Annotated in this window: 24 protein-coding genes; 11 read left to right on the top strand and 13 right to left on the bottom strand. The window is 63.8% G+C overall.

What is annotated here, in order from left to right:
* Positions 1-432 carry a YcgN family cysteine cluster protein gene (locus ACSBM8_RS18815; RefSeq protein WP_442679515.1) on the bottom strand — a complete coding sequence of 144 codons (432 nt, stop codon included), beginning with the start codon at positions 430-432 and terminating at the stop codon, positions 1-3.
* Positions 429-1,046 carry an SCO family protein gene (locus ACSBM8_RS18810; RefSeq protein ID WP_442679514.1) on the bottom strand — a complete coding sequence of 206 codons (618 nt, stop codon included), beginning with the start codon at positions 1,044-1,046 and terminating at the stop codon, positions 429-431. Before ACSBM8_RS18810 ends, ACSBM8_RS18815 begins: the two co-directional genes overlap by 4 nt.
* Before the next feature lie 51 nt (positions 1,047-1,097).
* Between ACSBM8_RS18810 and ACSBM8_RS18805 the strand changes: the two genes are divergently transcribed.
* Complete coding sequence (locus ACSBM8_RS18805) at positions 1,098-1,703, top strand: ankyrin repeat domain-containing protein (protein WP_442679513.1); 606 nt, start codon at positions 1,098-1,100, stop codon at positions 1,701-1,703.
* Here the strand turns inward: ACSBM8_RS18805 and ACSBM8_RS18800 are convergent.
* From ACSBM8_RS18800 to aroE, 7 genes are all read right to left on the bottom strand, one after another.
* Complete coding sequence (locus tag ACSBM8_RS18800; RefSeq protein WP_442679512.1) at positions 1,700-2,182, bottom strand: MmcB family DNA repair protein; 483 nt, start codon at positions 2,180-2,182, stop codon at positions 1,700-1,702. The genes ACSBM8_RS18805 and ACSBM8_RS18800 overlap by 4 nt on opposite strands.
* Before the next feature lie 89 nt (positions 2,183-2,271).
* On the bottom strand, positions 2,272-2,598 hold the full coding sequence (locus ACSBM8_RS18795) for a DUF1491 family protein (protein WP_442679511.1): 327 nt from the start codon (positions 2,596-2,598) through the stop codon (positions 2,272-2,274).
* A gap of 2 nt (positions 2,599-2,600) precedes the next feature.
* Positions 2,601-3,068, bottom strand: coding sequence for a PTS sugar transporter subunit IIA (locus tag ACSBM8_RS18790; protein ID WP_442679510.1), 468 nt, complete (start codon positions 3,066-3,068; stop codon positions 2,601-2,603).
* A gap of 38 nt (positions 3,069-3,106) precedes the next feature.
* Positions 3,107-3,682 (bottom strand): ribosome hibernation-promoting factor, HPF/YfiA family, encoded by a 576-nt coding sequence (gene hpf / locus ACSBM8_RS18785; RefSeq protein ID WP_442679509.1) that lies wholly within the window; start codon positions 3,680-3,682, stop codon positions 3,107-3,109.
* Between the two features lie 63 nt (positions 3,683-3,745).
* Positions 3,746-4,450, bottom strand: a complete 705-nt coding sequence (gene dnaQ, locus ACSBM8_RS18780) for a DNA polymerase III subunit epsilon (protein WP_442679508.1) — start codon at positions 4,448-4,450, stop codon at positions 3,746-3,748.
* 7 nt (positions 4,451-4,457) lie between these two features.
* On the bottom strand, positions 4,458-5,057 hold the full coding sequence (gene coaE / locus ACSBM8_RS18775; protein WP_442679507.1) for a dephospho-CoA kinase: 600 nt from the start codon (positions 5,055-5,057) through the stop codon (positions 4,458-4,460).
* A complete protein-coding gene (aroE, locus tag ACSBM8_RS18770) occupies positions 5,054-5,908 on the bottom strand; it encodes a shikimate dehydrogenase (protein ID WP_442679506.1) in 855 nt (284 codons plus the stop codon). Before aroE ends, coaE begins: the two co-directional genes overlap by 4 nt.
* Before the next feature lie 129 nt (positions 5,909-6,037).
* Here aroE and ACSBM8_RS18765 point away from each other — a divergent pair, with 129 nt between their 5' ends.
* On the top strand, positions 6,038-6,226 hold the full coding sequence (locus ACSBM8_RS18765) for a hypothetical protein (RefSeq protein WP_442679505.1): 189 nt from the start codon (positions 6,038-6,040) through the stop codon (positions 6,224-6,226).
* A gap of 24 nt (positions 6,227-6,250) precedes the next feature.
* Here ACSBM8_RS18765 and ACSBM8_RS18760 read toward each other — a convergent pair whose 3' ends face one another.
* Both ACSBM8_RS18760 and ACSBM8_RS18755 read right to left on the bottom strand, forming a co-directional pair.
* Positions 6,251-6,853, bottom strand: a complete 603-nt coding sequence (locus ACSBM8_RS18760) for a Maf family protein (RefSeq protein ID WP_442679504.1) — start codon at positions 6,851-6,853, stop codon at positions 6,251-6,253.
* Complete coding sequence (locus ACSBM8_RS18755) at positions 6,850-7,671, bottom strand: pyruvate, water dikinase regulatory protein (protein WP_442681644.1); 822 nt, start codon at positions 7,669-7,671, stop codon at positions 6,850-6,852. Before ACSBM8_RS18755 ends, ACSBM8_RS18760 begins: the two co-directional genes overlap by 4 nt.
* A 310-nt stretch (positions 7,672-7,981) precedes the next feature.
* Between ACSBM8_RS18755 and hemE the strand changes: the two genes are divergently transcribed.
* The 4 genes from hemE (at position 7,982) to ACSBM8_RS18735 (ending at position 11,915) form a co-directional block, all read left to right on the top strand.
* Complete coding sequence (gene hemE / locus ACSBM8_RS18750) at positions 7,982-9,052, top strand: uroporphyrinogen decarboxylase (protein ID WP_442679503.1); 1,071 nt, start codon at positions 7,982-7,984, stop codon at positions 9,050-9,052.
* The gene (locus tag ACSBM8_RS18745) at positions 9,049-9,507 is read left to right on the top strand and encodes a CopD family protein (protein WP_442679502.1); all 459 of its coding nucleotides are present in this window, start codon (positions 9,049-9,051) and stop codon (positions 9,505-9,507) included. Before hemE ends, ACSBM8_RS18745 begins: the two co-directional genes overlap by 4 nt.
* Before the next feature lie 347 nt (positions 9,508-9,854).
* The gene (gene rho / locus ACSBM8_RS18740; RefSeq protein WP_442679501.1) at positions 9,855-11,111 is read left to right on the top strand and encodes a transcription termination factor Rho; all 1,257 of its coding nucleotides are present in this window, start codon (positions 9,855-9,857) and stop codon (positions 11,109-11,111) included.
* A 159-nt stretch (positions 11,112-11,270) separates the two neighbouring features.
* A complete protein-coding gene (locus ACSBM8_RS18735) occupies positions 11,271-11,915 on the top strand; it encodes a TerC family protein (RefSeq protein ID WP_442679500.1) in 645 nt (214 codons plus the stop codon).
* Positions 11,916-11,977: 62 nt separating this feature from the next.
* Here the strand turns inward: ACSBM8_RS18735 and ACSBM8_RS18730 are convergent, their stop codons facing one another.
* Both ACSBM8_RS18730 and ACSBM8_RS18725 read right to left on the bottom strand, forming a co-directional pair.
* On the bottom strand, positions 11,978-12,673 hold the full coding sequence (locus ACSBM8_RS18730) for a dienelactone hydrolase family protein (protein WP_442679499.1): 696 nt from the start codon (positions 12,671-12,673) through the stop codon (positions 11,978-11,980).
* Positions 12,670-13,131: a methylated-DNA--[protein]-cysteine S-methyltransferase gene (locus ACSBM8_RS18725; RefSeq protein ID WP_442679498.1), complete on the bottom strand. Its 462-nt coding sequence runs from the start codon at positions 13,129-13,131 to the stop codon at positions 12,670-12,672. Before ACSBM8_RS18725 ends, ACSBM8_RS18730 begins: the two co-directional genes overlap by 4 nt.
* Positions 13,132-13,193: 62 nt before the next feature.
* Between ACSBM8_RS18725 and ACSBM8_RS18720 the strand changes: the two genes are divergently transcribed.
* From ACSBM8_RS18720 to ACSBM8_RS18700, 5 genes are read left to right on the top strand one after another with little or no spacing between them, the layout of a single operon-like run.
* Complete coding sequence (locus tag ACSBM8_RS18720) at positions 13,194-13,430, top strand: DUF6489 family protein (protein ID WP_442679497.1); 237 nt, start codon at positions 13,194-13,196, stop codon at positions 13,428-13,430.
* Entirely contained in the window at positions 13,427-14,716 is a 1,290-nt protein-coding gene (mnmE, locus tag ACSBM8_RS18715) for a tRNA uridine-5-carboxymethylaminomethyl(34) synthesis GTPase MnmE (protein ID WP_442679496.1), read from the top strand. The genes ACSBM8_RS18720 and mnmE overlap by 4 nt, the downstream gene beginning before the upstream one ends.
* A gap of 47 nt (positions 14,717-14,763) precedes the next feature.
* A complete protein-coding gene (gene mnmG, locus ACSBM8_RS18710) occupies positions 14,764-16,560 on the top strand; it encodes a tRNA uridine-5-carboxymethylaminomethyl(34) synthesis enzyme MnmG (protein WP_442679495.1) in 1,797 nt (598 codons plus the stop codon).
* Positions 16,557-17,183: a 16S rRNA (guanine(527)-N(7))-methyltransferase RsmG gene (rsmG, locus tag ACSBM8_RS18705; RefSeq protein WP_442679494.1), complete on the top strand. Its 627-nt coding sequence runs from the start codon at positions 16,557-16,559 to the stop codon at positions 17,181-17,183. Before mnmG ends, rsmG begins: the two co-directional genes overlap by 4 nt.
* Positions 17,180-17,959, top strand: coding sequence for a ParA family protein (locus ACSBM8_RS18700; RefSeq protein ID WP_442679493.1), 780 nt, complete (start codon positions 17,180-17,182; stop codon positions 17,957-17,959). Before rsmG ends, ACSBM8_RS18700 begins: the two co-directional genes overlap by 4 nt.
* Positions 17,960-17,963: the final 4 nt, after the last annotated feature.

The following is a 17,963-nucleotide window of genomic DNA, read 5'->3' as shown; positions in this document are numbered from 1 at the left end:
TTAAATCTCGCGCTCGACGATGTGCAGTTCCAGCTCCCCGGCATCGACTTCGGACACCGTCCAGCCCCGCGTCGACATGCCCGCGGCGTGCACGCTTTCGCGGCTGCCGCTGATCAGATGGTGCCAGTCGAACAGCGGCTTCCCTTCGAACACCAGCCGATAGGCACAGGTCATGGGCAGCCATTCCAGATCGTGCAGCTTGGACGCCGTCAGCTGCACGCAATCGGGCACGAACCGTTTCCGGTTGGGGTAATCGCGGCACGATCCATTACGCCGATCCAGCAGGCGGCAGGCGACATTGGTCGGGTAGACCCGGCCGGTCTCTTCATCCTCCAGCTTGTGCAGGCAGCATTTGCCGCAACCGTCGCAGAGCGATTCCCACTCGTCGCGGCTCATCTGCGCCAGCGTCTTTTCCTCCCAGAAGCGGCTCATGCGACCCACTTTTCGAGATCGGCGACGACGGCATCGGCATTGGCATCGATCGGCAGCAATGCGATCGGCTTGCCGTCCGGCCCGAACAGGATGGCGGTGCGCTGATGATCCATCAGATAATTACTGCTGCCCGCCGCGGCCGGTTGCTTGCGATAGGTGGTCGCATATTCCTTTGCGACCGCGGCAATCTGGGCGTCCGTGCCGGTGAGTCCGATCAGACGCGGATAGAAAGCGCCGACAAACTGCTTGAGTGCCGCCGGCGTATCGCGTGCCGGATCGATCGTGATGAAGACGGGCTGGACCTTAGCGGATTTGGCGGGATTCGCCGCATCGAACTGGCGCATCGCCTTGCCCAGTACCTGCATGTCGGTGGGGCAGGCGTCCGGGCAGAAGGTATAGCCGAAATAGAGGATGCTGTAGCGCCCGGCGAGCGCCGTGCTGGAATAAGGCTTGCCGTCCTGATCGATCAAAGTGAAAGGGCCGCCGATCCGCGCGCCCGCCAGCGGCGCCGGTTCCGCCGGCGTCTTCTGGCAGGCGGCAAGCGGCAGCAGCACCGCCATGCAGGCGGCAAGTCGAAGCACCGAATATCGCTTGTTCATGGTGCGCTTAGCCATGCTTTGCTATGCGCCTGCTGACAAGCGCAGGCGGCCGACGGGGATTGATATATGGGACTGAAGAACGGCGTTTCCAGGGCGATCCTCTGTGGGCTGGCGCTCGCCTGGGCCATGCCCGCCGCGGCGCAATTCTCGGACAGCTATAATTTCCTGAAGGCCGTGCGCGACGCCGATGGCGATAAGGCCACCCAATTGCTGTCCAAACCGGGTGCGCCGGTGCTGAACACGCGCGATCCCAATACGGGGGAGAGCGCGCTTCACATCGTCATCAAGGCGCATAACGACACGTGGGTCGCCTTCCTGCTCAGCAAGGGTGCCTTGCCCGATCAGAAGGATCGGCAGGGCAACACCCCCTTGCATATCGCCGCTTTGGCCGGTGATCCGACCGCTACCAATTACCTGCTCGGCCAGCGTGCCAAGATCGATCCGACCAACAATAATGGCGAGACGCCGCTGATCCTGGCGGTGCATCGTCGCGATCTGGTGGTCACGCGCGCGCTGATCGATGCGGGCGCGAATCCGAAGACCGCGGATACGATCGCGGGCAAAAGCGCGCTGGATTATGCCAAGGAGGATCCCCGGGGTGCGGCGATCCTGAAGATCCTGTCGGAAAGCAATGCGGCACCCAAGAAGCCGATGTCCGGCCCGGTTCTTTAGTCCAGGCCGGCCAGCCCCGCATCCAACGACCCCAGGAGACGCTGCGCCGCGCGACGCGCGAAGCGTAGCGTCTCGACCTTGCGCCGCGCCGCGTTGAGCGGGCGATGCTGCGGTTCGCGGAGCATTTCCGCATCATAGCGATCGGCGACGATCAGGCCGGCTATGTCCGGCCTGAAATGGGCTTCCTCGAACGGCTCGAGCCCGAAGCCGGCGGGGACCGCCCAGCAGAAGCGGTCGCAATAATCCAGATATTCGTGCCATTTGTCGTCACCGCGCAGATCGGCGCGGGAGCATTTGATCTCGACGATCGTGATGCAGCCCTTGGGGTCGATCGCCATGATATCGGCGCGCCGCCCGTTACCGAGCGGCACTTCACAGATGCCGACGATATCCTGGCGCCATAACAGCCGCGCCACGCCGCGGGCGACATCCGCCGCCACCAGGGGGGCATCGTCGAAACAATGGGGCAGACTGGCCATGATTCGACGAGGATAGAACAAGGAGAGAACGGAAGGAAGATGCTGCGGCGATGCGGGGAAAGGGGCGACGCGTGATCCGTCCGGTGCGATCAGGCGGCGATCTGCTCGACGATCTCCCGACCGTTCGCGACATCCAGCTCGATCACCCACAGATCCGGGTCGCTGCGGCGGCGGCGCGCAAGATAGTCGCCGCGCTCTTCCGGATTGGCGGGGCCGGTCGGCGACCAGCGATAGACGCCCTCCTGATCCAGTCGCCGCTCCAGCAATTCGCCGCTTACGCCACGTTCGGCAAGCTGGATCAGGAGGGCGCCGGCGGTGGCGTCGCCCTTGGCCAGGACGACGCCGTTACCGCCAATTTCTTCGACTCGCCGGATCAGCGCGGACACGAGCATTCCGGCCGCGAGCCGGGCCGCCATGGTCAGGCGGCGTCGCGCGTGTCGGCGTGCGCGAACAGCGCATATAGCGCATCGGGAGAGCCGGCGCCGCGCAGCTTCGCCACGAACGCCTTGTCCCGCAGCTTGCGGCTGACCCGCGCCAGCGCCTTGAGATGCTCGACCCCGGCATCCGGCGGCGACAGCAGGACGAACACAAGATCCACGGGCATGTCGTCGATCGCCTGGAACTCGATCGGACTGGCCAGGCGCGCCACCAGACCGGTGACCCGTTCCAGCCCCTCCATCTTGCCATGGGGGATGGCGACACCGCCGCCAAAGCCGGTCGATCCCAGACGTTCGCGGTCCAGCAGACGTTCCACGATCAGGCGCGCGTCCAGCCCCGTCAGTGCCGCGGCACTGACGGAAAGCTGCTGGAACAGCGCCTTCTTGTTGGGCGCCGCGACGCCGGTAAGCGCAGCGTCGGGGCTCAGGATGTCGGCAAGGTCGTCCATAATCAAACAAGTCCGTGGAACAGTGGTCGTGCGCGCGTTCAGGCGGCGCGCTGCGGCTCCACCCAGCCGATTGTACCGTCCCCGCGCCGATACACCATATTGAACGCACCGGTGCCCGAATTCTTGAACAGCAGCGCGTTGGTGTTGCGCAGATCCAGCATCATGACCGCGTCCGATACGCTGGCTTCGGGAACATCGACCCGCGTCTCGGCCACGATCGGCGGATTGTCGGCAGCCGAATCCTCTTCCTCCGCGGGGGTCTGGAAGACGGTATAGCCGGCATTGGCGTCGATCTCGCCAGCCGCGGGGCCGCTGGTGTGGCGGCTTTTCAGCCGGCGCATGTAGCGGCGCAGCTGGGTTTCGATCCGGTCGGCGGCCTGATCGAAGGCGGGATGGGCTTCGCCGCCTTGCCCGGCACCCTTGAGGATAACCCCTTGCATCACGTGCGCGACGATATCGCACGAGAAGCTGTTGTGCGGTCCCTGACCGAACGTCACGTGGGCCGAGATCGAGCGGGAGAAATATTTCTCCGCCAAAGCCTGCAGCCGCTCGTCCACGTGGGCGCGCAATGCGTCGCCGGTATCGACCTGATGACCAGACACCCGGATATCCATTTCATTCTCCTTCTAGGGCTGGATGGGGAGCGTGGCGCTTACAAGCCCCGCACCTCACCCGCGTCAACCCACGGCGGGGACGAGCTCCCACACCGGATCAACCAGCTTCTTGATAAACGCTGCATGGCGCGCCAGTTCCGCCTCGCTTGCATGATGGGGGCGAGCGGGGCGTGCGATGCGATGCACCGCAGCCGATGCGACCGCGAAGGAAACCGGTTCTTCGACAACCGGTTCTTCGGCCAGCAACAGGCCGATCTGGCGCCCGCCACATAGTTCGACATAGACCTGGGTCAGCAGTTCCGCGTCCAGCAGCGCGCCATGCTTGATGCGCTGGCTGCGATCGACGCCATAGCGCGAGCATAATGCATCCAGGCTGTGCTTGGCGCCGGGATGGCGGCTGCGGGCCATGACCAGCGTATCGATCATGCGGCTCAGGCAGATGGGATCGCGCCCGCAATTGGCGAGCTCCCAATTGAGGAAGCCGAAATCGAACGCGGCATTATGCGCGACCAGCGGCGCATCGCCCACGAACGCGATCAGATCGTCCACGATCGCGTGAAAGCAGGGCTTATCCGAGAGGAAGTTGAGCGACAGCCCATGCACCGCCTCGGCCTCGCTCGGCATCGAGCGTTCGGGATTGATATAGGCGTGGAAGGAGCGGCCCGTCTCGCACCGGTTGACGATTTCCACGCAGCCGATTTCGACCAGGCGATGGCCGTCATGCGGGCTTAGGCCCGTCGTCTCGGTGTCGAACACAATTTCACGCATGTGCAGACTATCCGCCTATGCCGCCGGCCATGCAAGCCGCGATGATGCGCCGAACGGCGGCGCGCGTATCCTGCATCGACCCGCCGGTGGGTATGACGAAATCCGCGCGGCGCCGCTTCTGCGCGTCCGGCATTTGCAGGGCGCGTATCTGTTCCAGGCGCGCCCAGGTCATGCCCGGCCGGCGGAGGACGCGCGCTTTCTGCTTCCAGGCGGGCGCCGAGACCACCGCGATCAGATCGACACGCCGCCAGAAACCCTTTTCGAACAATAAGGGGACGTCCGCCACGACAAGCGGCCGCGCGCGATGCCGCCGCAGAAAGCGGCGTCGTTCCCGATCGACCTGCGGATGAATCAGTTTCTCCAGCCGGTGCAGCGCGAGCTTGTCGCCCATGACAGCAGCGCCCAGCGCGGCGCGGTCCACACCCGCCGCGCCGGTCACGCCGGGGTGCAATGCCTCGATGGCGGCGAGCAACAGTCCGCCCGGGCCTTGCATGCGGCGCACCGCCGCGTCCGAATCGAAAATGGGGATGCCCTGCCGGCGGAACATGGCCGCCACGGTCGACTTGCCCATGCCGATCGACCCGGTCAGGCCGAGCAGGATGGTCATGCGGTCAGCCTGGCCCGCAGCAGCGCATCGCTTTCCGGATCGGCCGGTGCGGCGACACCGAAGAAATGTTCGAAGGCCAGCCGACCCTGGCCGATCAACATGCTGAGCCCATCGATGGTGGCATGGCCGCGTGCGCGCGCCTCCGCCAGCAGCGGCGTTTCCAGCGGCGCGTACACCGCGTCATAGAGGATCGCGCCGGGCGGAATGTTGGAGAAGTCCACCGCCAAGGGCGGCTGGCCCGTCATGCCGAGCGAGGTGGCATTGACCACCAGATCCAGCCGATCGCCGGGCTCGCCCCAATCGAAGTCGATCGGATTGGCGAATGTCTCCAGCGTGCAGACATGCGTGTCGGCCGGGTTGAAGGCGCCAGCTATGTCCTGCGCCTTGGCGACGTCGCGCCCGGCGATGATCAGCGTGAAGCCTTCCTCCCACAAGGCATGCGCGATCGCGCGCGCCGCCCCGCCGGTTCCCAGGATCCGCGCGGTCCGCAAAAGGTGCCGCTCGGCCAGGCACGGCCGCAACGGTTCGAGGAAGCCGGGCGCGTCGGTATTGTGGCCGATCAGCAGGCCATCCCGCGACACCACCGTGTTGACCGCCCCGATGGCGGTGGCCAGCGGATCGACCCGATCCAGCAGGGGGATGACGCTCTGTTTGTGAGGAAGCGTGACGTTGCAGCCCCGCCAGCTGGGATCGCCGCGGCGCGTCTGGAAAAAGTCGGCGAGCTGCGCTGTGGTCACATGAGAGCGACGATATTCGGCCTCCAGCCCCAGCCGATCGAGCCAGAAGCCGTGCAGGAGGGGCGATTTGGACTGTGCGATCGGATCGCCGATCACCTCTGCGAAAGCGGTCATGACCTGTCGTTCACGCCCAGGGGCGTTTTTGACAAGCGAAGAATCATCTTTGGGGAACTTGCGCCAACGTCATCTATTCTTTGGGAACTGAAGCAAGGCCTGCCAACCCTGATGTGAAGGGGCGTAACTATGGTCGCTGAAATTTGGGAAAGCCGTTCCGGATCCTGGTTCGGACGCCTGGTCGAGGAACGCACCGGGCTCAGTCGCAGCAAAGTGTTCGAAGCCGGCAGCCGCAGCGCCGTGATCGCGCATATCGACGGTTTCTATCATCAGCCGCGCATCGCCTTTTGCGATCGGGTGCGGCCGACCGAATTCTGAGACCGGACGAAGCGCCGTGCCTCGTCAGGTCTGAATGACCTCCCGCACCCGCAGCCAATCGAGCAGGGGCAAGAGGGGCAGGCCCAATATCGTGAAATGATCGCCGTCGATGCGGCTGAACAGCTGGGCGCCGCGGCCTTCGATCCGATAGCCGCCCACGCAACCCGCAATCGCCGGCCATTCGGCATCGAGATAATAAGCGAGGAAGTCCTCCGAAAAAGGCCGCATCGTCAGCTTTGCGGTGTCGATGTGGCGCCAGATCGGCACGCCGCCTTGCGCCACGACCGCCGCACTGGTCAGCCGATGGGTGGTCCCGGCGAGCGCGCGGAGCTGCGCGGCGGCCTCGTCACGAGATGCCGCTTTGTCGATCAGGTCGCCATCGGCGGCCGTCACGGTCGAATCGCAACCGAGCACCAGCGCGGTGGGGTGGCGCTGCGAAATCTTGACCGCCTTCAATTCGGCCAGGGCATCCGCCAGCCTGCGGCCATCCGTGCCTTCGTGCAACATCGCCTGTTTGACCGCATCCTCGTCTACCCTGGCCGCTTCCGCGACGAAGGGGATGCCGGCCGCCTCCAGCATGGCGCGGCGGGAGGCGGATTGGGAGGCGAGGATCAACGCGATCGTCATGCCGGCCCCGCGCCTTCGCGCTCGCCGATCAGATTGATGATGGCAGCCGCCGTCTCTTCGATCGAACGGCGCGTCACATCGATCACCGGCCAGCCGCGGTCCGCGAACATCCGCCGCGCCGCCGCCAGTTCGCGCGCAACCGCCTCCTGATCGACATAGGGCGTCTCGGTCACCTGATTAAGGGACAGCAAGCGATTGCGCCGGATCTGGATCAGGCGATCCGGACTCGTGGTGAGCCCCACGATCAGAGGGCGGGTCACCTCGAACAATTGCCGCGGCGGCGGTGATTCCAGCACGAGCGGGATATTGGCGACCTTATAGCCGCGATTGGCGAGGTAGATGGAGGTCGGCGTCTTCGACGAGCGCGACACGCCGGCGAGGACGATATCGGCCTCTTCCCAATCTTCCGGCGCGATCCCGTCATCATGCGCGATCGTGAACTGGATCGCATCGACACGCGCGAAATAGGCGGCGTCCAGCGCATGCTGCCGTCCGGGCTTGGCCTTGGCCTCCTGCCCCAGCAGCCGCTGCAGCGCCTCGGTCACCGGATCGAGCGCGGCGACGAGCGGCAGGCCCGCCAGGCGGCATCGCGCCTCCAGCGTGCGGCGCACCTCCGAATTGACCAGCGTGTAGATGATCAGACCGGGCCGCTGGATGATTTCGGCGAGGACGCGATCGAGATGCCCTTCAGATCGGACCATTGGCCAGAAATGTTTGATGACCTCGACACCGTCGAACTGGGCGACCCCGGCCTTGGCGATGACTTCCAGCGTCTCCCCGGTCGAATCGGACAGGAGATGGAGATGGAGACGCATCAGCAGGTGCCGATTTTATTGAAGAATTGCCTGTGGAAAACCATGGGGGCAGAGCTAGCGGAACATAGGCGGCCGCGGCAAGGCGATCAGGCTATGCCCGACTTGCGAAAGTCGTCGACACGGCCATCCACAGGGGAAACAGGGTGAACCGTTGCCTGTGGATATCGGGGGAAGTGTCCGTGACTCGCGGCGAACCGCCACGTCCGCCAGAGTCAAGCTGTTGGCAAAAGCGGGTGGCCGGAATAAGCCCCGCTAAATGCTGCCCTACTGACTCCCTCAGAATCCTTTTAAGACTCTTATAGAAAGATTAGGGATGCACTCCGTTAGTCCGGATCGGGATAAAATCGGCGCCGGGGCAAGGCCGGAATCGGATCGTCCGCTGCTTGCCGTCCTGCGGGGGGAACGGCACGATCCGCCGCCGATATGGCTCATGCGCCAGGCTGGCCGTTACCTGCCCGAATATCGCGCGCTCCGGGCGGAGAAAGGCGGCTTCCTGGCGCTCTGCTACGATCCGGTCGCCGCATCCGAGATCACGTTGCAGCCGATCCGTCGCTTCGGCTTCGACGGTGCCATCCTGTTTTCGGACATATTGGTCATCCCGCAGGCGTTGGGACAGGATCTGTGGTTCGAAGCGGGCGAGGGCCCACGGCTCGCCCCCGAACTGCTGGACGGCGATCTTTCCGGGCTGGTCGCGGACGCCCAGATCCTGACGCCGATCTTCGAAACGGTCCGGCGGGTGGTGGCTGAATTGCCGGCCGAGACGACCATGCTGGGCTTCGCAGGATCGCCGTGGACGGTCGCGACCTATATGGTGGCGGGCCAGGGCAGCAAGGACCAGGGCGCCACCCGCAGCCTCGCCTATCGCGATCCTGTGGCCTTTCAGCGGCTGATCGACGCCATCATCGCCGCGACGGTCGATTATCTGTGCGGGCAGATCGACGCGGGCGTGGAAGCCGTGCAGTTGTTCGACAGTTGGGCGGGAAGCCTGGCGCCGGACGAATTCAGGCGCTGGGTGGTCGCGCCCAACCGCCAGATCGTCGACGCGCTACGCAGCCGGCGGCCCGCGACGCCGATCATCGGTTTCCCGAAGGGGATCGGCGAAAAGCTGCCCATCTACGCCGCCGAGACGACCGTCGATGCGATGGGGCTGGACGAAACGATGGACCCGGTCTGGGCGGATTCGGTCCTGCCGAAGGATCTTCCGGTGCAAGGCAATCTGGATCCGCTGGCATTGCTGGCGGGCGGCGACGGCCTGGCCGCGGCTGTGAGGGGCATTCGCGCCGCTTTCCCGCGCCGGCCGCACGTCTTCAATCTGGGCCACGGCATCCTGCAGCAAACACCGGTGTCGCATGTCGCGCAACTGCTCGCTATGATCCGCGCATGAGCCTCCCCGCTTTGGGATATATCCTTTCTTTGACCTATCTTTGGATCAAGGCCGCGCACATCATCTTCGTGATCTTCTGGATCGCGGGACTGTTCCTGTTGCCGCGCTATTATATCTACCATCAGGAAGCGACGCCCGGCAGCCAGGAAGAGCGGCGCTGGATCGAGCGCGAGGCAAAGCTTCGCAACATCATCCTCACCCCCGCGATGATCCTGGTCTGGATCCTGGGGATCACGCTGGCGACGGTCGGCCATTTCTGGGGCAGCGGCTGGATGATGGCCAAGGCCGCGCTGGTGATCGGCCTGTCGGCCTATCACGGCTATATGGTGGGCTATGGCAAGAAACTGGCGCGGGGCGAGCGGCCGATCAGCGGCAAAGCCTTGCGTCTGATGAATGAGATACCGGGCATCGTGGCCGCCGCGATCGTGATCCTGGTGGTGCTGAAGCCTTTTTAATCCCCCGCTCATCCTGAGTAGGGATCGAGTAGCTGCGGGAGGCAGCGTATCGAGAGCCCGTATCGAAGGACCGGTAAGGCAAGCGTGCTTCGATACGAGCCCTCGGTACGGCCTTACAGGCCTACTCGGTCTCTACTCAGCATGAGCGAGATTGGGGTCTGGGGCGACGCATCCCTTGATTCCGCTCCGCTGCGGCACCATCTCCCGCTTGACGATGGCGCTGGCGTGACTTACGCCGCGACCACACTGGGCCCGCATTCCTTGCGAGTGCCCGATTAGCCATCCAGCTTTGAACAGTCGCTTACTCCGCGCCGTTCCGTTCCAAATCTCCCCACCGGATACCCCAGATGCATCTCAAAGACCTGAAGAAGAAATCCCCCGCCGAGCTCGTCGCGATGGCGGAAGAGCGCGGGGTTGAGGGTGCCTCGACGATGCGCAAGCAGGATCTGATGTTCGGTATCCTCAAGGCGGAGGCCGAAGAGGGCGAGACGATCCTGGGCCTGGGCACGATCGAGGTATTGCCCGACGGTTTCGGTTTCCTGCGTTCGCCGGAGGCGAATTATCTCGCCGGTCCGGACGATATTTATGTCAGCCCCAACCAGGTCCGTAAGTTCGGCCTGCGCACCGGCGATACGGTCGAAGGCGAGATTCGCGATCCCAAGGATGGCGAACGTTATTTCGCGCTGACGAAGCTGCTGCAGGTCAATTTCGACGATCCCAGCGTGGTGCGCCACCGCGTCAATTTCGACAATCTGACCCCGCTTTATCCCGAACAGAAACTGACGCTGGATCCCGCCGATCCGACGATCAAGGACAAGTCGGCGCGTGTGATCGATCTGGTCAGCCCGCAGGGGAAGGGCCAGCGTACGTTGATCGTGGCACCGCCACGCGTCGGTAAGACCGTGATGCTGCAGAACATGGCGCGCGCGATCACCGACAATCACCCCGAAGTCTTCCTGATCGTGCTGCTGATCGACGAGCGGCCGGAAGAAGTGACCGACATGCAGCGTTCGGTACGGGGCGAGGTCGTGTCCTCGACCTTCGACGAACCGGCCACGCGCCACGTCCAGGTGGCCGAGATGGTGATCGAGAAGGCCAAGCGTCTGGTCGAGCATAAGAAGGATGTCGTGATCCTGCTCGATTCGATCACGCGTCTGGGGCGTGCCTACAATACGGTCGTGCCGAGCTCGGGCAAGGTGCTGACCGGCGGTGTCGACGCGAACGCGTTGCAGCGCCCGAAGCGTTTCTTCGGTGCGGCGCGTAACATCGAAGAAGGTGGCTCGCTCTCGATCATCGCGACCGCGCTGATCGACACCGGCAGCCGCATGGACGAGGTCATCTTCGAAGAGTTCAAGGGCACCGGTAACTCGGAAATCGTGCTGGATCGCAAGGTCGCCGACAAGCGCATCTTCCCGGCACTGGATGTCGGCAAGTCCGGCACGCGCAAGGAAGAGCTGCTGCTCGACAAGGCCAAGCTGTCCAAGATGTGGGTCCTGCGCCGCATCCTCATGCAGATGGGCACGACCGACGCGATGGAATTCCTGCTCGACAAGATGAAGGATTCGAAGACCAACGAAGATTTCTTCGATTCGATGAATCAGTAGGACAGGGTGGTTGTCGCGCAGGCTGTGCCAGGCGTGCGCGACGATCGGGCGATGGCCCCACGTTCATTGCCGCAGCCTTTCTGCAATGTTGGCCCGCGGATGAAATATTTCCGCGCCTCCTGCATCGACAGCCCCGCTTCGGTTCAATAACACACCTACATGACCGAGCTTTGGCAGCATATCGTCGCAGATTTCGCGAACATCGGCTCGCCCGCCGCTTTGTCGGCGTTCCTGCAAGTTTTGCTGATCGATATCATGCTGGCCGGCGACAATGCGATCGTCGTCGGTGCCATTGCTGCCGGGCTAAGTGCCGATCAGCGCCGCAAAGTGATCATGATCGGCATCATCGCGGCGCTTGTGCTGCGGATCGCCTTTGCGCTTGCGGTGACGCAGTTGCTGCAGATCGTCGGGCTGACATTCGCCGGCGGGTTATTGCTGCTTTGGGTCGCCTGGAAGATGTGGCGCGAACTGCGCGGCGATAATGCGGACAGCCACGACGGGCTGAAGCCCGCCCGAAGCTTTGCTGCGGCCGCCTGGGCCGTCGCCGTCGCCGACGTTTCGATGAGCCTGGACAATGTCCTGGCCGTCGCCGGTGCGGCCCATGCCCACCCGGGCATCCTCATCATCGGCCTGATCCTGTCGGTCATCCTGATGGGGGTGGCCGCCAACTTCCTGGCGCGCCTGATCGAGCGTTATCACTGGATTGCCTATGTCGGGCTGGCGGTGATCTTCTTTGTAGCGCTCAAGATGATCTACGAGGGCGTGATAAACCCGAAAGTGGGCGTGCTGACGCTGTTCAGCTGACGGCGGTACGATCCGCCCGACCGTCCGGTTTTGCCTCTGCGAAGGACGGTATTGCCGCGGCGTTACAGCAAATGCTGCGCAAAGAAGACCCTCGTCTGGGCGTCGGCTTGCTGCGCAGCATGATCATGGCGGCGTTTGCCGAATGTGGCGGCGAAGCCATGGCCGGCTCCCGGATAGTCCCGGATCGCGACGCGCTCATTCGCTCCGAGGGTTGCGCGAACGCTGGCCCTCATATCGGCGGGAATCGATGGATCGTCTTCGCCGAAGTGCAGCAGCAGCGGCCGGGCTATGGCGTGCGCTTCGTTGAGATGGTCCGCAATCTGGCGGCCATAATAGCCGACACTGGCATCCACATCGGTCCGCGTCGCCGCCAGATAGGCGACGCTGCCGCCCCAGCAAAATCCGACCACGCCTACCTTGTTGCCGGCACCGATCACGCTGCGCGCATGGCGGATCGCGGCTTCGATATCCGCAACCGCTTCGTTGAAATCGAAGCGGCTGCGTAACGCCATCGCTTGATCCAGCTGTTCGGGGATATCGGGATCCAGGTCGAGGCCCGGGGCGAAGCGCCAGAACATTTCGGGCGCGATGGCGAGATAGCCGAGCGCGGCCCAATCACCGGCCTTGCGCCGGATACCGGCGGTCAGGCCGAAAATCTCCTGTACCACGATGATGGCCGCTTTGGGTGCGTCTTCGGGCGCGACGCAATAAGCGGCGAAATGCTCCGCGCCATCGAAGGTCGCGATGTCGATCATCATGCCCATAGATCCCCTGCCTCATGCGCCAGCAGCCATTGCTTGGTCCGGATGCCACCGCCGCCAGAATAGCTACCCAGTCCCTTGCTGGCGAGCACACGGTGGCAGGGAATGATGACGGGAATCGGATTGCGCGCACACGCCTGGCCGACGGCACGCGCACCCGAGCCGATCCGGGCGGCCACGTCCCCATAGCTTGCGGTATGACCATGGGCGATGGCGCAGATCGCCGCGCGCAATGCTGCGCCGCGCGGGGTGATCACCGGCGCGATCGGAAGATCGAAGCGGTCGCGATCGCCGCGGAAATATTCTGCAAGTTGCTGCGCGGCGTGATCTAACAGGGCGTCATCGCCGGACAGATCGGCCTCGGGCGGGGAATTGATCAACAGCGCAGCCAGATGGCCATGCGCGCTGACGAGGCGGATCTGCCCGATCGGGCTTGTGATCGTTCGTTGCGGCATGGACGCTCTCCCAAGCTTGTTCTACCAGTCAGCTGCAGCAGTAACATGGGAAGGCGCGGGCGATGAACATCACCATGAACATCGAATGTTCGCCCGAAGAAGCACGACGCTTCATGGGGCTACCCGATATGGCGCCGATCCATGATCTGTATCTCGATAAATTGCGCGAAGCGATGACCAACGGGATGACGCCGGAACTGCTTGAAAATATGATGCGCAGCTGGTCGCCAATGGGCGAGATGGGTATCAATGCGTGGCAGAAGATGATCGAACAGATGACGGGTACTGCCAAGACGTGACCGCCGGCGCAGACGCGCAGTCTACCATCTTTGCGCTTTCCAGTGGCGCGCTGCCGGCAGCGATCGCGGTGGTGCGCGTCAGCGGCATTGCTGCAGCGCAGGCGCTGCGTCAGCTGACCGGACGGCTGCCCCCCGCGCGGCGCGCAGTGTCCGCCACGTTGCGCGATACGTCCGGCGAGATGCTGGATCGGGCACTGGTTCTATGGCTGCCGGGGCCGGGGACGGCGACCGGCGAGGATATTGCGGAATTCCATTTGCATGGCGGTCGCGCGGTGACCGCGGCGGTGCTGGCGGCATTGTCGGAGATACCGGGGTTGCGCATGGCGGAGGCTGGCGAGTTTACGCGCCGCGCTTTTGCGAACGGCCGGCTCGACCTCGCGCAGGCGGAAGGCCTGGCCGACCTGCTAGCGGCCGAAACCGAAAGTCAAAGGCGGCAGGCCGTACGGTTGGCGGAGGGCGGCCTTGGTCGTCTGGTCGCGGAATGGCAGGCACGACTGCTCGCGCTTTCCGCCAGGATCGAGGCGGCCCTCGAATTCGAGGAAGAAGAAGACGACGTACCCGCGCTTACCGCGGTGGAGCAGGCGCTGCTGGCCGGGCTGGCGGATGATCTGGCACTGGCGCTGGTCCAACCGCCGGCAGAGCGGCTCAAGGATGGCGTCAGGATCGTTGTCGCGGGCCCGACGAACGCCGGTAAATCAAGCCTTATCAATGCCTTAGCGGGGCGCGATGTCGCGATAGCCTCTGCCGTTGCGGGGACGACACGCGACATCATCGAAGTTCCTGTGGTTCTGAACGGCATGCCCTGCCTATTGATCGACAGCGCCGGCCTTCGAAACGCAGGCGGCAAGCTGGAGCAGATCGGTATCGCGCGTGCACGCGCTGCGATCGATGCAGCGGATCTGATCCTTTGGCTGGGCAGGCCAGAGGATTGCCCACGACCGGAGCAAGCCATTTTACTACGCGCGAAGGCGGACATTGCTGCGCCGCAGCACGAGGGCCTGGCAATTTCGGTCGTCACCGGCCTGGGCATGGCGCAATTGCGGGGCGTATTGATCGAACGTGTTAAAGCGATGCTTCCAGCTGCGGAAGCAGTCGCTTTAAATGCGCGACATCGGCAGCTGATTGCCGAGGCAGCAGCCGAACTGAATTCCGCGACTCATCAAGACCCAATTCTTATTGCCGAACATCTTCGCAACGCGCGGATCGCTTTGGATCGCATTACGGGCCGTGCTGGTGTAGAGGACATGCTCGACGCGCTGTTCGGACGTTTTTGCATCGGCAAATAATGTTCCACGTGGAACAACGGTTGGCCTCCTCGGGAAATATGCTGAGTATGCAGGATTTTGACGTCATTGTGGTGGGCGGCGGTCATGCGGGTTGCGAGGCTGCAGCCGCGGCAGCGCGGCGTGGCGCGCGCGTGGCATTGGTTACGATGGATAAGCATCAAATCGGCGCGATGTCCTGCAATCCGGCAATTGGGGGCGTCGGCAAGGGGCATCTCGTCCGAGAGCTGGATATCTTTGATGGCCTGATGGCGCGGGCGGCCGATGCTGCGGCGATCCATCATCGGATGCTCAACCGGAGCAAGGGTGCGGCGGTTCATGGCCCTCGGGTGCAAGCTGACCGTCGGGCGTTCCGAACCGCGGTACAGGGGCTTGTCGCTGCGCAGGCCGGCTTAACCGTCATCGAAGGGGCAGCGGAGTCTTTGTCGCTGAGCGGCGGAAATGTTGTCGGCCTCGCGCTCGCGGATGGGCAACATTTGGCGGCGCGTGCCGTCGTGCTTGCGACCGGAACCTTCCTGGGCGCGCGCCTGCATCGCGGACTGGAGCAGATATCGGGGGGGCGCACCGGCGAGCCAGCATCCATCCCGTTAGCCGCGCAGCTGCGCGAGCTGGCGCTGCCGATGGGACGGCTGAAGACTGGAACGCCGCCACGTCTGGATGGTCGCACGATCGACTGGGCACGGCTGGAGCGTCAACCGTCCGACACGATCGAATGGACAATGTCGCCCCTGACACGCGCGCGGCAATTGCCGCAACTGGCATGCGCCATGACGCGAACCAACGAGAAGACGCACGACATCATTCGCCAGGGCCTGACGCAATCACCCATGTTCACCGGCGCAATCGAGGGGTCCGGCCCGCGTTATTGCCCCTCTGTCGAAGACAAGGTTGTACGCTTCGGCGATCGCGACGGGCATCAGATTTTTCTCGAACCGGAAGGGCTGAACGATCCGCTAATATATCCCAACGGTATCTCCACCTCGCTTCCGGTCGAGGTTCAGGCGGACATGATCCGATCGATCGAGGGCCTGGAGTCGGCGGAGATTGTCAGCCCGGGCTATGCGGTGGAATATGACTATCTGGACCCGCGCAGCCTTACGCATGCGCTTCAGCTGCGCTCGTTGCCTGGGCTGTTCTGCGCAGGGCAGATTAACGGGACGACGGGATATGAAGAGGCCGGCGCCCAGGGCCTCGTTGCTGGACTGAACGCGGCGGCGCTTGCCTGCGATCTGGCGCCGGTGCTCCCCGATCGGGCAGATTCCTACATCGGGGTGATGATCGACGATCTGACATTACAGGGGGTGACGGAACCCTATCGGATGCTCACCGCACGCGCAGAATATCGCTTGCGGCTCCGGGCCGATAATGCCGCCTCGCGCCTCGGTCGCCTCGCCATCGAAAGTGGTGCGGTTGGAGCCGAGAGGCAGGCCGCTATCGAAATGCGCGTGGCGATGGTCGAGAAGGCTACAGCGGCGATACAGGCGCGGGGCAGGGGCGCCATCTCGCTGGGCGATCGCGTGCGGCAGGGCGAGGATATTCTGTTGGATCTGCAGGCGCATCTCAGTTGGCAGGGCGAGGACGACATTCTCAGCGAAGTGATCGACGATGCGCGCTACGCCCCTTATCTTGAGCGTCAGCGAACAGAGGTCGAGCGCGTTCGTGCCGAGGCTTCAACCGTGCTGGATCGCATTCATAGCTACCGCGCCATTGGCGGACTATCGAACGAGATGGTCGAAAGACTAGAGGCCGCACGTCCAGCGGACCTGGCTGCAGCCAGCCGGATCAGAGGGATCACGCCTGCAGCACTAGCCGCGATTCTCGTCGCAGCGCAGCGTCGTGCGGCATGACGGAAGACGAAGCGCGTGCGTGGCTTGCGGCGCGGAATGTTCCACGTGAAACATTTGAGAAGCTGGAGACCTATACCCATCTCCTCAGGCGCGAAGCCTCTGCGCAAAATCTGATTTCCGCATCCACCCTGGAGGCAATCTGGTCCCGTCATATCGTCGATTCGGCCCAGCTGCTGGACCACGCAGACGGATGGAACAGCTGGATCGATCTCGGATCTGGTGCCGGTTTTCCCGGCATGGTCGTCGCCATGCTGGGGCAGGGGCATGTCACGATGGTCGAATCGCGCGCAAAGCGGGTGGCCTTCCTACGCGACGTCGCCACCGCGACCGCGATTGAAGATCGGGTGACCATCGTGGCGGGTCGCGTCGAAACGGCTCCCAAACGCCGCTTCGATGTGATCAGCGCACGTGCCTTCGCGCCGCTCGACAAGCTGCTCGGCCTGGGTTTGCCATTCTCGGATAAAGCGACGCATTGGGTGCTCCCGAAAGGAAAAAGCGCTGCGGAGGAACTGGAAGCAACCCATGGTTCGTGGCAAGGTAGGTTCGAACTGGTTCCCAGCGTCACCGACCCCCAGGCGGCGATCATTGTCGCTACGGGCGTCGCTTCGAGGAAGCGCCGATGATCCGTATCGCAATTGCCAATCAAAAAGGCGGCGTCGGCAAGACGACGACGGCCATCAATCTCGCCACGGCGCTCGCAGCAACCGGCTTTCGGGTCCTGCTTATCGACTTCGACCCGCAGGGCAATGCCTCGACCGGTCTGGGCGTCGCCCGCAGCGCGCGTGACACGTCCATCTACCAAGTGCTGATCGGCAAGAGCCAGCTGACCGAAGCGACGATCGCGACGGCCGTGCCGCGGCTCGACATCGTGCCGGCGACCCAGGATCTAGCCGGTGCCGAGCTTGAGCTGGCTGACATGGCCGATCGCACCACGCGGCTCGATCAGGCGATCGGGCAGGTGGAGGCGCGTTGGGACGTATGCCTGATCGATTGCCCGCCCTCGCTGGGCTTGCTGACGATCAACGCGCTCGTCGCCGCGCGCAGCTTGCTCATCCCGCTCCAATGCGAATTCTTTGCGTTGGAGGGCATGAGCCAGCTGCTCCAAACGGTCGAGCGTGTGCGCGTCCGCTTCAACCCCAATCTGTCCATCCTGGGGGTGGCGCTGACCATGTATGATCGCCGCAACCGCCTCTCGGAGCAGGTGGCGGCCGACGTGCGCGAGGTGGTCGGTGACCTGGTGTTCAAGACCGCCATACCGCGCAATGTTCGCCTGTCCGAGGCGCCGAGCCACGGTCTGCCTGCTTTAGTCTATGATTACCGCTGCCCGGGGTCCGAAGCCTATATTGCCCTTGCGCAGGAATTGATCGCGCGCCTGCCCGCACCAGCGGTGGCGGCGTGACTTT

This window comes from Sphingomonas sp. ASY06-1R (assembly GCF_052180265.1).
In the GTDB taxonomy this organism is placed as follows: Bacteria; Pseudomonadota; Alphaproteobacteria; order Sphingomonadales; family Sphingomonadaceae; genus Sphingomonas_I.
The sequence above is the reverse complement of the archived record's forward strand: the minus strand, read 5'-3'. Positions and strand labels throughout refer to the sequence as shown.

What these genes read in the sequence shown, in the direction of transcription:
- ACSBM8_RS18735 (WP_442679500.1), top strand. Translation starts at nt 11,271, where the DNA reads ATGACCGAGCTTTGGCAGCATATCGTCGCAGATTTCGCGAACATCGGC.
- hpf (WP_442679509.1), bottom strand. Translation starts at nt 3,682, where the DNA reads ATGGATATCCGGGTGTCTGGTCATCAGGTCGATACCGGCGACGCATTG.
- mnmG (WP_442679495.1), top strand. Translation starts at nt 14,764, where the DNA reads ATGCAGGATTTTGACGTCATTGTGGTGGGCGGCGGTCATGCGGGTTGC.
- ACSBM8_RS18805 (WP_442679513.1), top strand. Translation starts at nt 1,098, where the DNA reads ATGGGACTGAAGAACGGCGTTTCCAGGGCGATCCTCTGTGGGCTGGCG.
- ACSBM8_RS18760 (WP_442679504.1), bottom strand. Translation starts at nt 6,853, where the DNA reads ATGACGATCGCGTTGATCCTCGCCTCCCAATCCGCCTCCCGCCGCGCC.
- aroE (WP_442679506.1), bottom strand. Translation starts at nt 5,908, where the DNA reads ATGACCGCTTTCGCAGAGGTGATCGGCGATCCGATCGCACAGTCCAAA.
- ACSBM8_RS18795 (WP_442679511.1), bottom strand. Translation starts at nt 2,598, where the DNA reads ATGGCGGCCCGGCTCGCGGCCGGAATGCTCGTGTCCGCGCTGATCCGG.
- ACSBM8_RS18720 (WP_442679497.1), top strand. Translation starts at nt 13,194, where the DNA reads ATGAACATCACCATGAACATCGAATGTTCGCCCGAAGAAGCACGACGC.
- rho (WP_442679501.1), top strand. Translation starts at nt 9,855, where the DNA reads ATGCATCTCAAAGACCTGAAGAAGAAATCCCCCGCCGAGCTCGTCGCG.
- ACSBM8_RS18800 (WP_442679512.1), bottom strand. Translation starts at nt 2,182, where the DNA reads ATGGCCAGTCTGCCCCATTGTTTCGACGATGCCCCCCTGGTGGCGGCG.
- coaE (WP_442679507.1), bottom strand. Translation starts at nt 5,057, where the DNA reads ATGACCATCCTGCTCGGCCTGACCGGGTCGATCGGCATGGGCAAGTCG.
- hemE (WP_442679503.1), top strand. Translation starts at nt 7,982, where the DNA reads ATGCACTCCGTTAGTCCGGATCGGGATAAAATCGGCGCCGGGGCAAGG.
- ACSBM8_RS18730 (WP_442679499.1), bottom strand. Translation starts at nt 12,673, where the DNA reads ATGATGATCGACATCGCGACCTTCGATGGCGCGGAGCATTTCGCCGCT.
- ACSBM8_RS18790 (WP_442679510.1), bottom strand. Translation starts at nt 3,068, where the DNA reads ATGGACGACCTTGCCGACATCCTGAGCCCCGACGCTGCGCTTACCGGC.
- rsmG (WP_442679494.1), top strand. Translation starts at nt 16,557, where the DNA reads ATGACGGAAGACGAAGCGCGTGCGTGGCTTGCGGCGCGGAATGTTCCA.
- dnaQ (WP_442679508.1), bottom strand. Translation starts at nt 4,450, where the DNA reads ATGCGTGAAATTGTGTTCGACACCGAGACGACGGGCCTAAGCCCGCAT.
- ACSBM8_RS18700 (WP_442679493.1), top strand. Translation starts at nt 17,180, where the DNA reads ATGATCCGTATCGCAATTGCCAATCAAAAAGGCGGCGTCGGCAAGACG.
- ACSBM8_RS18765 (WP_442679505.1), top strand. Translation starts at nt 6,038, where the DNA reads ATGGTCGCTGAAATTTGGGAAAGCCGTTCCGGATCCTGGTTCGGACGC.
- ACSBM8_RS18810 (WP_442679514.1), bottom strand. Translation starts at nt 1,046, where the DNA reads ATGGCTAAGCGCACCATGAACAAGCGATATTCGGTGCTTCGACTTGCC.
- ACSBM8_RS18815 (WP_442679515.1), bottom strand. Translation starts at nt 432, where the DNA reads ATGAGCCGCTTCTGGGAGGAAAAGACGCTGGCGCAGATGAGCCGCGAC.
- ACSBM8_RS18745 (WP_442679502.1), top strand. Translation starts at nt 9,049, where the DNA reads ATGAGCCTCCCCGCTTTGGGATATATCCTTTCTTTGACCTATCTTTGG.
- ACSBM8_RS18725 (WP_442679498.1), bottom strand. Translation starts at nt 13,131, where the DNA reads ATGCCGCAACGAACGATCACAAGCCCGATCGGGCAGATCCGCCTCGTC.